This is a genomic window from Halothece sp. PCC 7418 (genome assembly GCF_000317635.1).
In the GTDB taxonomy this organism is placed as follows: domain Bacteria; phylum Cyanobacteriota; class Cyanobacteriia; order Cyanobacteriales; family Rubidibacteraceae; genus Halothece.
In genome coordinates, this window is record NC_019779.1 from 3348379 (window position 1) to 3363576 (window position 15198).

Sequence of the window (15198 nt, forward strand, 5' to 3'; positions counted from 1 at the left end):
GTTGTTTAATACTAATGACCAATGACTAATGACCAATGACTAATGACTAATGACTAATGACCAATAACAAATAACAAAACCAATGTTTGTCAACTACTTTATTAAACGTCCTGTTTTCGCCACGGTTTGTTCCCTGATTGTTTTAATCGTGGGAGTGATTTGTATTCCCTTGCTTCCCGTGGCGCAATATCCTGATATTAGCCCCAAACAGGTCAGTGTTCGTGCCACTTATACTGGGGCTGATGCCAAAACCGTTGAAGAAACGGTAACAACAGTCTTAGAACGGGAAATTAATGGCATTGATGGTATGCGCTACATGAGTTCCAGTAGCACGAATAGCGGGGTTAGTTCCATTACCGTTACCTTTGAAGCCAGTCGGAACCAAGATATTGCTGCAGTTGATGTGCAGAACCGCGTCTCCCAAGCTGAACCCTCTTTACCGCAACCTGTGATTCAAAATGGCGTGGAAGTGAGTAAAGAATCCAACACGATTTTGATGGGGTTTGGACTCTTTAGCGAAAATGACCAATATGACAATATTTTCTTGAGCAATTATGCTGATCTCTATCTGGTTGATGCCTTAGAACGAGTGGAAGGGGTGGGGAATGTGCAAATTTTCGGGGAACGGAAATATGCAATGCGGATCTGGCTGAATCCCGACCGTTTAGCGAGTCGAAATTTAGTCGCCCAAGATGTCATTGACGCGCTACAAGAACAAAATATTCAAGTGGGTGCGGGTCAAGTGGGACAACCGCCAGTCCCAGGGGATCAACGGTTTCAAATTAGCTTACGGGCGGATACTCGTTTGGAAACCGTTGCTGAGTTTGAAGATTTAATTATTAGCACCCAAGATAACGGGACACTGATTAAACTCAAAGATGTGGGACGAGCAGAGTTAGGCGCTCAAGATTATAGTTCCTTCTTGCGCTTTCGGGGGAATGAAGCGGTTGGCTTAGGGATTTATCAGCAACCAGGAAGTAATGCTCTTGATGTGGCGCGGGGAGTAAAAGCAAGAATGAAAGAGCTTTCCCAAGAGTTTCCCTCTGGGATGAGTTATGATATTGGCTTTGATACCACCGACTTTGTGCAACAGTCCATGATTAGTGTGGTGCAAACCCTTCTGCAAGCGGTGGTTTTGGTGATTTTAGTTATCTATGTTTTTCTACAAGATTGGCGCACGACACTGATTCCTGCGATTACCATTCCCGTCTCTTTAATTGGAACGTTTGCTTTTGTCAAATTATTTGGTTTTTCCATCAATAGCTTAACCTTGTTTGGGATTACCCTCGCTACAGGGATGGTGGTGGATGATGCCATTATTGTGGTCGAAAATATCAGCCGTAAAATTCAAGATGATGCTTATCCTCCCGCCCAAGCTGCGATGGTGGCGATGCGGGAGTTAACGGGGGCGGTGATTGCGACTTCTTTGGTTTTAATGGCGGTGTTTATTCCCGTTGCTTTCTTCCCTGGGACAACGGGGGCGTTATATCGCCAGTTTGCCTTAACCATTGCCTTCGCGATCGCGGTTTCCACGTTTAATGCCCTCACTCTCACCCCGACTCTATCAGGTTTGTTACTTCGGCAAAAAATGCCCAGTCAGGGAGTCCTTGCCATTGCTTTTGGTTGGTTTAATAATTTTTTAGGAGCATTGGAACGAGGCTATCGAGGGCTGATTATTTTCTTCGGTCGTATTAAATTTTTTATTTTAGCGGGGTTTGTGGCGCTACTGGTGTTGACAGGATGGGTCTATCAGCAAGTGCCAAAAGCCTTTCTCCCCCAAGAAGACCAAGGTTATTTTATTACCATTGTCCAGGGGCCAGAAGGGGCATCGTTGCAATATACCAGCGATGTCATGGAACAAATTGAGCAATACTATCTCAATATTCCAGAAGTACGAGCAACCTTTGCGGTGGGAGGCTTTGCCTTTGGCGGGAATACTCCTAACCAAGGGGTGATCTTTACTCCGTTAATTCCTTGGTCAGAACGAACTCAGCCCTCTCAATCCGTCAGTGCCATTATTAATCAGGTGCGAGGGAAATTAATGAGTTTGCCAGAAGCCAATGTGTTTCCTGTAAATCCGCCAGCCATTCGTGGATTGGGTAGTTTTGGCGGGTTTCAGTTCCAATTACAAGACCGTCGTGGTAACTTAGATATTAATGAATTTGTGAACAGTATGGGCCCTTTACTGGGGGCTGCGAATCAACATCCTGACATTGCTGGTGCGTTTAGTCGGTTTGCTGCTAATACGCCGATTTTAGAGTTAAATGTCGATCGCGATCGCGCGAAGGCTCTACAGGTGGATATTAATGATATTTTCAACACGCTGCAAACTTATTTTGGCTCGCGCTATGTCAACGATTTCACCATGAATCGCCGTAATTATCGCGTGTATGTGCAGGCGGATGGTCAGTTTCGGGATAATCCTGAAGAAATTAATCAACTTTACGTTAAGTCTAATAACGATCAGATGATTCCTTTGGGAAATTTAGTTAGCGTGACGGAAACAATCGGTGCACAAAGCATTAACCACTATAATGGTTTCCGTTCCATTGAAATTAATGGGGAAGCTGCACCTGGATCGAGTTCTGGGGAAGCCCTAGCTGCAATGGAACAAGCAGCAGCGCAAACCCTAGCCCCAGGTTTAGGCTATGAATGGTCGGGAACTTCCCTAGAACAAATTCAATCGGGAGGACAAGCCCCGCTTATCTTTGGTTTAGGTTTAGTTTTTGTCTTTCTGGTGTTAGCAGCGCAATACGAAAGCTATGTTGACCCGATGATTATTATGATGTCGGTTCCCTTAGCGGTGTTGGGTGCGTTGACCGCGCAGTCATTACGGGGGTTATCCAATGATATTTATACGCAAATTGGGTTAGTGATGCTCATTGGCTTGGCGAGTAAAAACTCAATTTTAATTGTAGAATTTGCCAATCAGTTGCGGGAGTTGGGATTAACCATTACTCAAAGCGCGATCGTTGCAGCGCAAAAACGTCTTCGTCCAATTATTATGACAGCGATTTCTACCCTGAGTAGTATTTTTCCTTTAGTCATCGCTAGTGGTGCGGGTTCAGCAAGTCGTCAATCCTTGGGAACGGCGGTTTTTGGGGGAATGTTTGTTGCGACATTCCTCAGTTTATTTGTTGTCCCCATCTTGTATATGATTATAAAAACCTTGGGTGAGCGGGTATTTGGTGAACGTTATCCCCAACAAGGAGAAACATCTCTCTCCGCCATAACAACCAGTGAAAAAGTTACGCCCTCGGTTCATGAAACTGATGGAAAAATCGGATAAACTACCCATAATCAATTTGTACCTCAACAGACTAAGAAACGCTATAACTTGATTTTTTACCCCCATCTTGGGGGTTTATTGTTGGATGAGGAGTCTTCTTTGATGGATCAACAAGCACAGCAAAAAATTGAAAGTTTCTTAAACTACGAATTTTTAAATAACTTTATTTATGAATACTTACTGGCTCTACTAATCTTTCTGGTTGGTATTTTTATTATTAACTTCATCATTAAAGGAGTAATTATAAAACGCCTCAGAAAATGGATTCAAAAGTCTCAAATCGGAGTCAACAACCGTCTCATTAAAATCTTTCAAAAATCGATTATTCCCTTGCTTTATCTGGGAGTCGTTTATATTAGCATCAGCAATTTAGAATTACATCCCATTCTTAAGCAAGCCATTGATGTTGTTGGCTTGATTATTGCAACTTTTATCGGAATTCGATTTATTGGTAATGTTATTGAATACTTGTTAGCCACTTACTGGTTAAAAGGAGAAGATGATGAAGCCCGTGAACAAAGTATTGCTATTCTTTCCCCAGCACTGAGGATTATCACTTGGACAATTGGCATCATCTTTTTATTAGGAAACCTTGGCTTTGACATTTCTGCTTTAATTGCAAGTTTAGGGATTGGTGGAATTGCCATTGCTTTAGCAGCACAAGGCGTGTTTCAAGAACTCTTTAGTTATTTCTCTATTTTGCTCGATCGACCCGTTCAAATTGGGGATTTTATTATTGTTGGTGATCTCATTGGGACAGTCGAACAGATTGGAATTAAGACCACTCGCCTCCGCAGTTTGAGTGGGGAAGAATTAATTTTATCGAATAGTGATTTGACGAGTTCTCGCATTCATAACTATAAGCGAATGGAAGAACGCCGTATTGTTTTTAGCATTGGGGTAACTTACGAAACGACCTTAGAGCAATTACAAGCAATTCCTAAATCTATTCAAACCATTGTTGAGCAAACAGAAAACACCCGTTTTGATCGTTGTCATTTTAGTTCTTATGGCGACTTTAGCTTAAATTTTGAAACGGTTTATTATATGGAAACGCCCGATTATACTGCTTATATGGACGCGCAACAAAAAATTAACTTTGCGATCAAAGAGTGTTTTGAAGCAGAAAATATTGAAATGGCTTATCCCACAGAAGTTCATTATGTGAATCAAGGGGGAAAAGCAGAAGATCAGGTTACTACATAATCAAAAATGGCAAGAACAAGTTTACAGTCAAAAAGCATGGTCAGGTGTGCTTCCTCCTTCTGAAAATAATCGCTAGTTTTAACCCGCGCGGTTGGTACAAATAACCCCAGTAATCACTAAACCACCACCAGTGACTAACGCTGAGGTAATGGGTTCGGATAAAATTAACGCTCCCAAAATTGTTGCTGCAATAGGAACAAAATTAATAAAGACTGCTGCTTGAGATGCACCGATGCGTTGGATGCCGATATAGTACCAACAAAATCCTAACGCTGAACCGAATACACCGAGATAAGCTAAAGCGATGAAGGCTTGTGGTGAGGGAATCAACCAATCATTTTGATACCCTTCCCATAAGCCAAACGGTAAGAGTAGCACTGCACCAACAATACAAGCATAAGTGACTGTGACCACTGGCGATAAAGTGTTCATGACTTGTTTGCCAACAATGGTGTATAGGGCCCAACTGAATAAACAACCAATGAGAAAAAGGTCTCCTAACTTTAAGCCTTGTGAGAGAAGAATCGCTGGGTTTCCTTCACTGATGACAAGGGTTGCACCGAAAAGAGAGAGAGTAATTCCAAATAATTTCAGGGGAGAGAGTTGATCTTTGAAGACAATCGCAGAAGCCAGCGCGATCGCGATCGGATTTAAAGCCACAATTAATGCAGCACGACTCGCCTGAACCGTTTGCAATCCTAAAAAGAAGAAAACATTATAGAAAAAGACTCCCGATAATCCCAGCATCAGCACAGGAAACCATTGTTCTCGCCTTAAAGCCGGTAGTTTTCCTTCCCACTTCTGGGTAACGAACCACAAACAAACGCTAGCAATCGTGAAACGGGTTAAAGCAGCACTAAATGCCCCTACACTTTCCCCCACAATGCGCCCTGCAATAAATGTTCCTCCCCAAATAAATGCCATCATCGTTAACTGAAAATAAATCATACACTTGTTATTTGTTATTTGTTATTCGTTCTGGGTTCTTTGTTATTTGGAATTGATAAAATTAACTCATGGCTTACCTTTCCCCAGCGCGTCGGGCTATATTTCTTCATGATTCATCTTTCATTGTTCATTCTGTTCTCCATTTGATATAAGATTGGCTCAAGCTGTTGAATAGGAGCAAGCTCTTGTGTGGAAGTATTTGATTCCCTTTTATAATCCTGAAATCGCAAGTTGGGGAAGGCAAGCTCGTTTACTGCGTTGGTTAACGCTTCTCTGGCTTCTGATTGGTTTAGTGGTATTATTTTCTGCCTCTTACGCGGTTGCTAATGCTAAACACGGTGATGGTTTATTCTACTTCCAACGGCAAGTGATCTGGGCATATCTGGGACTCCTTCTCTTCAATTGGGTTACACGCAGCCCCCTCACTCAGATCTTGAAAATCGCCCCCTATGCAGTTTTTATTCTCCTTTCCCTCATTTTTGCCACTCGATTGGTTGGGGTTGAAGTTTATGGTGCGAAACGTTGGATTGATGTCGGTCCCCTATTACTACAACCCTCAGAACTGATTAAACCCTTTCTTGTTTTGCAAGGGGCGATTGTCTTTGGTGGCTGGTATCGTTTGAGTAACCTATGGCGAGTGGTTTGGCTTGGAATATTTGGTGCTGTTTTATTGGGAATTTTGATTCAACCGAACTTGAGTAACACTGCTTTGTGTGGGATGAGTTTATGGTTAATGGCACTAGCAGGAATGATTCGCTGGCGATATTTAGCGATAGTTGCAGCCAGTGGAGTGGGTTTAGCAACCCTGAGTATTAGCTTGCAAGATTACCAACGCCGGCGGGTGACTTCTTTCCTTGATCCTTGGTCACAAGCACAAGGAGATGGCTTTCAATTGGTGCAGAGTTTACTGGCGATTGGTTCTGGAGGCGTTTGGGGAACAGGGTTAGGACTCTCCCAACAAAAATTATTTTATCTGCCCATCCAATACACAGATTTTATTTTTGCTGTTTTCGCAGAAGAATTTGGGTTTGTGGGGTGTGTTGTTTTATTGAGTTTAATTACAAGTTTCATGACAGTGGGCGTAATTGTTGCCAACCAAGCGCAAGAAGCTGTCCAACGTTTAATTGCAATGGGGGCTGTAATCTTTTTGGTGGGACAATCTTTGATTAATATTGGCGTGGCAACAGGGTCTCTCCCCACAACCGGTTTACCCTTTCCCTTATTCAGTTATGGCGGAAATTCAATGTTAGCCAGTTTATTTTTAGCAGGATTATTAGTCAGGGTCGCGATCGAAAATGGTTTTAGTAATGTGGTTGAGTTTCCAGCGTCGTCACGTTAATAATAGAGGATGGACAATCAATAACTAAGTTTCGATAATGAACACCGATTTTGCCGTTTATATCAAGTGGTCAGCTATTCTCACTGCTGTTGTTTTTGTTTTTACCCTAATTGCATTTATATTTAACTGGGGATTCCGATTCCGTTTAGTAGGCATTACTGGCTTTATGGGTGTTCTCACTGCTGGACTGTTTGGTTTATCTTTGGGATTATTTAGCTATACTGATGTCCCGGGGGCTGTGCCCTTTTCAGTCGTTTATGACAATGGCGGTTCACAGGTGGTAATTAAACTGCCACAGACGGTCACTGAGTCGGAAGTGGAAGCAACGCTGCGTAAAGCAAGTTCCGATCTGTATTCCTACGGGCGTTTAGGAACTGCCGATAATCAACTGACGATCCGAGCGCGGACAGTGATTCATCCCGAAGAAGGGGTTTCTAAGCCTTTATATTTAGGGAAAGTCCAGCGACCCCTTTCTCAACAAAGAGAAGAAAGCGACTTAAATCTGGAAGTATTCTCCTCTAATTTTGCTCAACTTCCTGAAACTAGCAACGAGCCAACCCCACAAGTGAATTAGTGACAATCAAAGAAGCGATGGCCGAGCAATTAGAATCAAAACAACAGCAACTTGCCATTATTGAAGCCAATGCTGATTATTTGGGCGCAGTTGCTTATAAGCGTTACTGTGAGTTCCAAGAAAAAGGAACATTGGTTTTGTTACGACAACTCGAAAATGAAGGAACAACTCTCGAAGATTGGCAATTAATGTACAAGCCCATCAGTCTGATTCCTCTGATGCTGAGTGATTGGAAAGAGGCGGGAATTCAAGACATGATTGTCAAGTATAATCCTGAAGTGTCCGTGGTCTGTACGTTTTTATATCCCAATGGCAGTCATACCAGCTATCTGTTTGAACCGAGTCAGCCTCCACCAACCTTGCAAAAAGAACTCAGCAGCGATGCCTAACCGATCGATTTTTTAACGTTGGCCCTCACTCTTGATCCCTTTCTTGGGATCGCTGCTCAATCCATGCTATTTTTGCTTCTAGCTCAGTGACTGTCTCCACTAGCATCGTTTTCAGGTAATAAACCTGAGTTTCTAAAGCGTGACGATACCGACTTTCCCAACGCAAACGATTGCTGAGATGGTTAATCTGCGTTTGGAGAGAGCTTTCTTCTGGAGGCAGAGTTTCTGGAGCTTTCGGGAGCGTGTCCTCGATCGCAATGGTATGATGCTCGCTTTCGGTTTGTTCCCAATCTTGTAGATCGTCCTGTAAAGTAGTAGCACTATACTGTATATTGCTTTCGCTATAATGTATAGCAGTGGGAGCATAAACATCCATTTCTTCTTCATCAAAAGTAATCACGGGATCAACGGCTAGCTGTGAGAGACAAGCGTTTCTGATCCACTGAGTATAAGGGAGGCCTTCTTTCTGGGCGCGATCTTTAATCGCTTGTAATAGCCCTTGATCGATGCGAAAGTTGATTTGCTGTTTAGCCATCGAATTGACTATTGCGTATAGCAGTGCCTTTCATGGTACAACAGCCTCACTTTACAGGAGAGGCAATTTGGCACTTGCCTCAGTCCTAATTGATTGCTGGTTTAGCGATGCCAACGAGTTTTTCCGCCTGGTTGGTCAATTAAATTAATGCCGTGATCTTGCAGTTCATCTCGAATCCGATCCGCTTCTGCAAAGTTCTTGGCTTTACGGGCTGCTGCACGCTGTTCAAGAAGAGATTCAATTTCCTCATCACTCAGTGTTCCCTCCTCCTCAAGGGGAGTGCTGGTTTCTTCTTCATCAGGAATCAACCCAAACACATTGGCTAACTCAGAAAGCGTATGCCATTTCACCGCTAATTCATCCGCAGTAGCTTCAGTTTTTCCTTGATGAACCAGTAAATTGCCTTCTTTCCGTAACTCTTTAGCCAGTTCAAATAAAATGGCTAACCCACCCGCAAAATTAAAATCATCATCAACAATTTCCGCAAAGCGTTGCTGAATCTGTTCATCACTCTGCTGCGGTGGGTTTTTGTCCCAACCTAATTGTTGACCGTAATGATCTTTGAACAGTAAGCCTTCTTTTAAGGTTTTCCAACCATTTCTCGCAGCGTCTAACCCTTCATCGGTAAAATCAAGGGGTTTACGATAATGGGCTTGCAAAATAAACAACCGCACCACCATCGGTTCAACTTTATCTAACAAGTCACGCAGCGTAATAAAATTCCCGAGAGACTTCGACATTTTTTCCCCGTCAATCTTTACCATGCCATTATGTAACCAATAATTGGCGAGGGGATGTCCGTTTGCAGCTTCCGACTGGGCGATTTCGTTTTCATGGTGAGGAAACATCAAGTCACCGCCACCGACATGAATATCAATGGTATCTCCAAGTTGTTCTTTTACCATTGCAGAACATTCAATATGCCAGCCTGGACGACCTTCTCCCCAGGGTGAGGGATAAGCGGGTTCATCGGGTTTTGCAGCCTTCCAGAGGGCAAAATCAAAGGGATCGCGTTTCTTTGCAGCATCAGGATCGGTTTCTTCTACGCGACCACTCGCACCTGCTTTTAAGTCTTCTAGTTTTCGTCCTGAGAGTTTGCCATATTCTGGAAACTTCCGCACGGAATAATAAACATCCCCATTCGCAGGGTAAGCATAACCTTTACTTTCTAATTGTGAAACCAGTCGTTGAATGCCATCGAGGGTATGAGTAGCGCGGGGATAAGCATCGGCTTTCTGCACGCCTAAACGGTCCATATCTTCAAAATAGGCTGCAATGAAACGTTCCGAAACGTTTTCCATAGTCACGCCTTCATCTTGGGCGCGTTTGAGAATCTTATCGTCAATATCGGTAAAGTTCTGGACATACTGCACATCATAACCGCGCCACTTTAAATAACGTCGCACTACATCCCACACTAAACAGGTGCGTCCATGACCTAAATGGCAATAATCATAAACAGTAATGCCACAGCAATACATCCGAATTTTACCTGCTGCAATGGGGGTAAAGGGTTCTTGGCGATGGGTGAGGCTGTTGAAAACGGTTAAGGTCATAGCGCAGTTAAGCAATAATAGGTAAAGATGAAGTTATACGTTATCGTGTTTCAAGTGTATTATGGCAACCGTAAATCCGCAGAGTAACGCTACAGAACAGATGGACGCGCCCAAGTTAGGTTTACCTGTCACTATCATCACAGGTTTTCTCGGCAGTGGCAAGACAACCCTACTCAATCATATTTTAAGTAATAATCAAGGTCTGAAAACCGCGGTTTTAGTGAATGAGTTTGGAGAAATTGGCATTGATAATGAGCTCATTATCCAAAGTGATGACAGTATGGTGGAGTTGAATAATGGTTGTATTTGCTGCACCATTAACACCGACTTAGCAGAAGCGGTTTATAAGGTTTTAGAACGGGAAGAAAAAATTGATTATTTAGTAGTGGAAACCACAGGCTTAGCGGATCCGTTACCCGTTGCGTTAACGTTTCTCGGGTCAGAATTACGGGATATGACTCGTTTAGATTCCATTGTGACGGTGGTGGATTGTGCCAACTTTAGCTTGGATTTATTTAACAGTGAAGCTGCTTATAGCCAGATTTCTTATGGCGATATTATTCTCTTGAATAAAACGGATCTGGTTTCGGAAGCCGAGGTAGAAACTTTAGAAAACCGCATTCGGGAAATTAAAGAAGGGGCGAGATTTATTCGCACTAAAAATGCAGAGGTTCCCCTTCCTTTGGTGTTGAGTGTGGGCTTGTTTGAGTCGGATCGCTATTTCCAAGGGGATGATCATCACGATCACCATCATCATGATCACCACCACGACCACGATCATCACGATCATGACCATGACCACCATCATCATCATTCCCACCACTTAGAAAATGATGGGTTTAATTCTTTATCATTTCGCAGCGATCGCGCTTTCTCGATTCGGAAGTTTCAGTCTTTTCTCGATAATGACTTACCCGAAAATGTCTTTCGCGCCAAAGGGATTCTCTGGTTTGAAGAAAGCGAACAGCGTCATATTTTCCATCTTAGTGGAAAACGCTTTTCCATTGAGGATGATGAGTGGAAAGGTGAACCTAGCAATCAACTGGTGTTAATTGGTCAAAATCTGGATACAGAGAAACTCCAAAAACAATTAGAAGACTGTTTAGCTAAAACATCTTCTACACGCGGAAAAGGGTTTGGCTAAAGGATTTTTAGGCACGCGATCGCGCTCTATCTCGTTAAAAACACAGCGCGATCGCGCCCTCGGTTACTCAAAAATAATTGTTTTTTTGCCATTAACTAACACTCGATTTTCTCTGTGATACTGGATGGCACGAGCTAACACCAACCGCTCTAAATCTCTTCACCTTGCGAACCAAATCTTTTGACTTCTCCTCGCTAAACAAGAGACGAGGATTCTAAGAGGTGGCTTCGCAACGGGACGGGGCTTTCAGGGTGCTGAAATGAATTCAGCACACAGCCCCTCTTAAAAACCTCGTTGCTCCGCTCTTTCTCTTAGAGTTCCAGATGTACAGTCTGGATGGCAGAGTCAAAGCTGCTCTACAGACCTTGGCTAGGACTAATCCTAGCTGTATCTCTACTTTTCGGAGGATGTTTGCTGCTGCGTTTGCATCGGCATTTACAATTCTTCCTTTTGAATCTTGATAGCATCCTCTCGTTACTCGCTTTCCTGTGGGGGCGCACCTTTCGGGTTTCTCACCGAAGGTCGGTAGCAAATCACGATCCAGATAGCTCGACTTGGAAGTGTAGGATTCCTCAGTTTCTACAAACTCAATTCCATTTTCCTCTGCTAATTGTTGAATCCGATTCTTTAACTTAGCTGTGGGAATCTGAACAAAGTTTTGATTGTTTTTCTTCCCTATATTGACTCCTTGACGCTGACCTTTATTCCAACCGAAAACGATAACCCCTATATCTTTGTTAAGGCAATAGTTAATCACCATCTTTGCTGCCTTGTTTACAGCATCTCGGACTTGACGGTTTCGTTTTTCAGTGATTCTAGCTAACTCAAAGTCCCAATAACCTTGAGGTTTTCCCTCCTTAAGAGAAGACACTCGACGGTTATAGTTCTGCCATTCGAGATTTAAGTTTTCTCCCATCAATGATGAAAGACTCTCCAATGGTGGAAACACAAGTTAACCAATTATCCAAGCCTGGATCAACCCCTAGTGCTTCGGTGGAATTAACTGTGGTTTTGACTTCAGGTCTTTCATAAACCCATTCCACATAGAACTCTCGGTTTCGAGGGAGGATTCTTAACTCTTTAATGTTTTTCCATTCTAGGTTAGAAGGGAAAGAAACAAAAAACTCTGATCGACCAAACCACGCTTTAATTGTTTTCCCTAAAGGAATTCTAACTTGACCGTTCTTCAGAGTTAAATTTTGTTTAGGATAAGGAGCAACCGCCATTCCTCCTTTATTTCTATAATTGGGAAGTTTAGGATGGTGACTAATTTCTCCCTTAAAAAAGGCTTTCTTCAAACTCTTATAAGACTTAAAAGATTCTGCGACGCTTCTAAGAACCTGTTGAGCGCATTGAGAGTAGAGGGCTTTGAAGTTAACTTGTTGTTTTAGGACTTCTTCTGGTTCATATTTTCCAATGATCCGACCTTCATTAAAGAAAGTTTGACGGGCATAATAGATTCCACAATTTGTTAGATTATTAGCCGTATAGCAAATATGTTCTAATATGGGAATGACCTCAGAGCTTGGTTTAATTCGATTTTGCTGACATCCATACATAGGCGTTCTAAAATAATGGTAAAATTATTATAACATAAATCAAGTCATTGACAAGATATGAAAAAAGAACAATTTTCCATTCGGATAGAAGTAGGGAGACTTGAAAAGTTGAGACTATATGCAAGACATAAAAGAAAAACAATGACTCAGCTAGTAGAGGACTGGATTGATACTTTAGAAATGCCGAATTACAAGGACACAGAAGGCTAAAGCCTTGTTTGTGTCATTCAGCCCTCGATTTCAAATCGAGGGCTTTCTGACTGAATTTCTGTAAGATTGCGGTTAACCCCTTCTGAGACATCCTCAATCATCCTTTTTCCGAACTTCTTTTAACGATTTGCCCATAACCAAGGGAGAGATTCCCGTTGTTGCTGTTCAAACGCTGCAATTTGATCTGCTTTTTGCAAGGTTAGGCTAATATCATCTAAGCCATTGAGTAAACAGTGTTTCCGAAACTCATCCACGGTAAAAGGAACCGTTTCCTCATTATGCCGATGAATCACTTGTGCGGTTAAATCAACGGTCATCGTTGCTGTTTCTGGATTTTTTGCATCTTCCATTAACGTATCCACTTCCGTCTGTTCTAGCGCGATCGGGAGAATGCCATTTTTAAAACAGTTATTAAAAAAGATATCGGCAAAACTGGGCGCAATCACACAGCGAATCCCAAAATCAAGTAAAGCCCATGGCGCGTGTTCCCGAGATGACCCACAGCCAAAATTATCCCCAGCAATTAAAATTTTTGCCTCACGATAAGGCGTTTGATTGAGGACAAAATTGGGGATTTCCTCTCCACTTTGTTGAAAGCGCAACTCATCAAATAAAACCTTGCCTAACCCTGTCCGTTTAATGGTTTTAAGATGTTGTTTCGGAATAATCATATCCGTGTCAACATTCATCATCGGTAAAGGCGCAGCAATGCCCGTTAAGGTTGTAAATTGATCCATTTTCGTTCTTTGTTCTTTGTTCGTTGTTCTTTGTTCTTTGTTCTTTGTTCTTTGTTCTTTGGTAACTGGTAACTGGTAACTGGTCACTGGTCACTGGTCACTGGTCACTGGTTACGGTTGTTAATCTAATTTTCGGACATCGGTTAATGTCCCAGTCACCGCAGCAGCAGCAGCCATCGCTGGACTAACTAAATGGGTGCGTCCGCCTCTTCCTTGTCGCCCTTCAAAATTGCGATTCGAGGTAGAAGCACAACGTTCCCCTGGTTTAAGTTGATCCGCATTCATCGCTAAACACATGGAACAACCCGGTTCGCGCCAATCAAAACCCGCTTGCTTGAAAATAATATCTAAGCCTTCTTCTTCCGCTTGATGTTTCACTAAGCCAGAACCTGGAACAATCATCGCATAAACGCCATCAGCAACTTTGCGTCCTTCTGCAACTTTCGCCACTTCCCGTAAGTCTTCGATGCGTCCATTAGTACAAGACCCGATAAACACGGTATTGACAGGAATCTCAGTGAGTTTCGTTCCAGGGGTTAGTCCCATATACTCTAACGCCCGTTTTACCGCTTGCTGACGATTGAAATCGCTGAAATCATCGGGATCAGGGACGCTTTCTGTAATCGGTAACACATCTTGCGGGCTCGTTCCCCATGTAACTTGGGGGATAATTTCACTGGCTTTTAAGGTGACTTCCTTGTCATAAGTTGCCCCTTCATCAGACGGTAAAGATTGCCAGTAAGCAACCGCTTTTTCCCAATTTTCCCCTTGGGGAGCTAAAGGACGACCTTTGATGTAATTAAATGTAGTTTCATCAGGGGCAATTAATCCCGCCCGCGCTCCCGCTTCAATGGACATATTGCAGATCGTCATCCGTCCTTCCATACTGAGGCTGTGGATGGCTTCTCCCGCATATTCGATGACATGACCCGTTCCGCCAGCCGTGCCAATTTTACCGATAATGGCGAGAATAATATCTTTTGCCGTTACCCCCAAAGGAAGTGACCCTTCTACGGTAATTCTCATATTTTTAGGTTTTCTCGCTTGTAGGGTTTGGGTGGCGAGAACGTGCTCTACTTCCGATGTTCCAATCCCAAAGGCAAGCGCACCAAATGCGCCATGAGTAGAGGTATGGCTATCCCCACAAACAATCGTCATTCCAGGTTGGGTTAAGCCTTGTTCGGGGCCGATAATATGGACAATCCCTTGGCGTTCATCACTCATGCGAAATAGCGGAATCCCTACTTCTTCAGCGTTACGTTCGAGGGTTTCCACTTGCAGGCGACTTTGCGGTTCTTTAATACCTTCTGAGCGATCTGAGGTGGGAACATTGTGATCGGCTACGGCGAGGGCTGCTTGGGGCTGGCGGGGAGTACGGTTTGCTAAGCGTAATCCTTCAAAGGCTTGGGGACTGGTGACTTCGTGGATTAAATGACGGTCGATGTAGAGCAGACAAGTACCATCATCTTGTTGATCCACTAAATGCTGATTCCAAATTTTATCGAAGAGAGTTTGGGGGTTGCTCATTTGAGGAGAGGATTGGTTCATTTCAAGAGAGTGATATAGCATTTTCTATGTAGATTGAAGTACAAACTGATTGACTTTGGTTACTGTCTAACTGTTCACAGCCCTCTTGCCTATTGCCTTAATCAAGACAAATTGCGACTTCATCATTCAAGAATTGCTATTAGAGACTATTTTGCCAAATTTGG

12 protein-coding genes and 1 pseudogene are annotated in these 15198 nt (G+C 43.0%); 7 read left to right on the plus strand and 6 right to left on the minus strand.

The features are described from left to right. Positions 1 to 82: 82 nt before the first annotated feature. Together PCC7418_RS15300 and PCC7418_RS15305 are read left to right on the plus strand one after the other, a co-directional pair. On the plus strand, positions 83 to 3289 hold the full coding sequence (locus tag PCC7418_RS15300; RefSeq protein WP_015227096.1) for an efflux RND transporter permease subunit: 3207 nt from the start codon (positions 83 to 85) through the stop codon (positions 3287 to 3289). 102 nt (positions 3290 to 3391) lie between these two features. Beyond that, on the plus strand, positions 3392 to 4495 hold the full coding sequence (locus PCC7418_RS15305) for a mechanosensitive ion channel family protein (RefSeq protein ID WP_015227097.1): 1104 nt from the start codon (positions 3392 to 3394) through the stop codon (positions 4493 to 4495). Between the two features lie 78 nt (positions 4496 to 4573). Here PCC7418_RS15305 and PCC7418_RS15310 read toward each other — a convergent pair whose 3' ends face one another. Continuing rightward, entirely contained in the window at positions 4574 to 5443 is an 870-nt protein-coding gene (locus PCC7418_RS15310) for a DMT family transporter (protein ID WP_015227098.1), read from the minus strand. A 187-nt stretch (positions 5444 to 5630) separates the two neighbouring features. Between PCC7418_RS15310 and PCC7418_RS15315 the strand changes: the two genes are divergently transcribed. Genes PCC7418_RS15315 through PCC7418_RS15325 form a run of 3 tightly spaced genes read left to right on the plus strand, consistent with a single transcriptional unit; the run spans position 5631 to position 7745 of the window. Next, complete coding sequence (locus PCC7418_RS15315; protein WP_015227099.1) at positions 5631 to 6782, plus strand: FtsW/RodA/SpoVE family cell cycle protein; 1152 nt, start codon at positions 5631 to 5633, stop codon at positions 6780 to 6782. Positions 6783 to 6819: 37 nt separating this feature from the next. Next, entirely contained in the window at positions 6820 to 7356 is a 537-nt protein-coding gene (locus tag PCC7418_RS15320) for a Ycf51 family protein (protein ID WP_015227100.1), read from the plus strand. Further along, a complete protein-coding gene (locus tag PCC7418_RS15325; RefSeq protein WP_216086647.1) occupies positions 7356 to 7745 on the plus strand; it encodes a hypothetical protein in 390 nt (129 codons plus the stop codon). The genes PCC7418_RS15320 and PCC7418_RS15325 overlap by 1 nt, the downstream gene beginning before the upstream one ends. Positions 7746 to 7770: 25 nt before the next feature. Here PCC7418_RS15325 and PCC7418_RS15330 read toward each other — a convergent pair whose 3' ends face one another. Together PCC7418_RS15330 and cysS are read right to left on the minus strand one after the other, a co-directional pair. Then, the gene (locus PCC7418_RS15330) at positions 7771 to 8280 is read right to left on the minus strand and encodes a hypothetical protein (protein ID WP_015227102.1); all 510 of its coding nucleotides are present in this window, start codon (positions 8278 to 8280) and stop codon (positions 7771 to 7773) included. Positions 8281 to 8381: 101 nt separating this feature from the next. After that, a complete protein-coding gene (gene cysS / locus PCC7418_RS15335) occupies positions 8382 to 9836 on the minus strand; it encodes a cysteine--tRNA ligase (protein ID WP_015227103.1) in 1455 nt (484 codons plus the stop codon). Positions 9837 to 9897: 61 nt separating this feature from the next. On the opposite strand from cysS, the gene PCC7418_RS15340 reads away from it, so the two are divergent. Together PCC7418_RS15340 and PCC7418_RS21185 are read left to right on the plus strand one after the other, a co-directional pair. Beyond that, positions 9898 to 10980, plus strand: a complete 1083-nt coding sequence (locus PCC7418_RS15340; protein WP_015227104.1) for a GTP-binding protein — start codon at positions 9898 to 9900, stop codon at positions 10978 to 10980. Next, positions 10973 to 11098, plus strand: coding sequence for a hypothetical protein (locus tag PCC7418_RS21185; protein WP_255348265.1), 126 nt, complete (start codon positions 10973 to 10975; stop codon positions 11096 to 11098). Before PCC7418_RS15340 ends, PCC7418_RS21185 begins: the two co-directional genes overlap by 8 nt. Positions 11099 to 11245: 147 nt before the next feature. Here PCC7418_RS21185 and PCC7418_RS21400 read toward each other — a convergent pair. The 3 genes and pseudogenes from PCC7418_RS21400 to leuC form a co-directional block, all read right to left on the minus strand. After that, positions 11246 to 12539: pseudogene (locus PCC7418_RS21400) on the minus strand (RNA-guided endonuclease InsQ/TnpB family protein). Positions 12540 to 12868: 329 nt separating this feature from the next. Continuing rightward, positions 12869 to 13486, minus strand: a complete 618-nt coding sequence (gene leuD, locus PCC7418_RS15350; RefSeq protein WP_015227105.1) for a 3-isopropylmalate dehydratase small subunit — start codon at positions 13484 to 13486, stop codon at positions 12869 to 12871. A gap of 120 nt (positions 13487 to 13606) precedes the next feature. Further along, positions 13607 to 15055 carry a 3-isopropylmalate dehydratase large subunit gene (leuC, locus tag PCC7418_RS15355; protein WP_015227106.1) on the minus strand — a complete coding sequence of 483 codons (1449 nt, stop codon included), beginning with the start codon at positions 15053 to 15055 and terminating at the stop codon, positions 13607 to 13609. Between the last annotated feature and the right edge of the window lie 143 nt (positions 15056 to 15198).

Excerpts from the sequence above, each read along its gene's own strand:
- PCC7418_RS15300 (WP_015227096.1), top strand. The coding sequence starts at position 83 with ATGTTTGTCAACTACTTTATTAAACGTCCTGTTTTCGCCACGGTTTGT.
- PCC7418_RS15305 (WP_015227097.1), top strand. The coding sequence starts at position 3,392 with ATGGATCAACAAGCACAGCAAAAAATTGAAAGTTTCTTAAACTACGAA.
- PCC7418_RS15310 (WP_015227098.1), bottom strand. The coding sequence starts at position 5,443 with ATGATTTATTTTCAGTTAACGATGATGGCATTTATTTGGGGAGGAACA.
- PCC7418_RS15320 (WP_015227100.1), top strand. The coding sequence starts at position 6,820 with ATGAACACCGATTTTGCCGTTTATATCAAGTGGTCAGCTATTCTCACT.
- PCC7418_RS15330 (WP_015227102.1), bottom strand. The coding sequence starts at position 8,280 with ATGGCTAAACAGCAAATCAACTTTCGCATCGATCAAGGGCTATTACAA.
- cysS (WP_015227103.1), bottom strand. The coding sequence starts at position 9,836 with ATGACCTTAACCGTTTTCAACAGCCTCACCCATCGCCAAGAACCCTTT.
- PCC7418_RS15340 (WP_015227104.1), top strand. The coding sequence starts at position 9,898 with ATGGCAACCGTAAATCCGCAGAGTAACGCTACAGAACAGATGGACGCG.
- leuD (WP_015227105.1), bottom strand. The coding sequence starts at position 13,486 with ATGGATCAATTTACAACCTTAACGGGCATTGCTGCGCCTTTACCGATG.
- leuC (WP_015227106.1), bottom strand. The coding sequence starts at position 15,055 with ATGCTATATCACTCTCTTGAAATGAACCAATCCTCTCCTCAAATGAGC.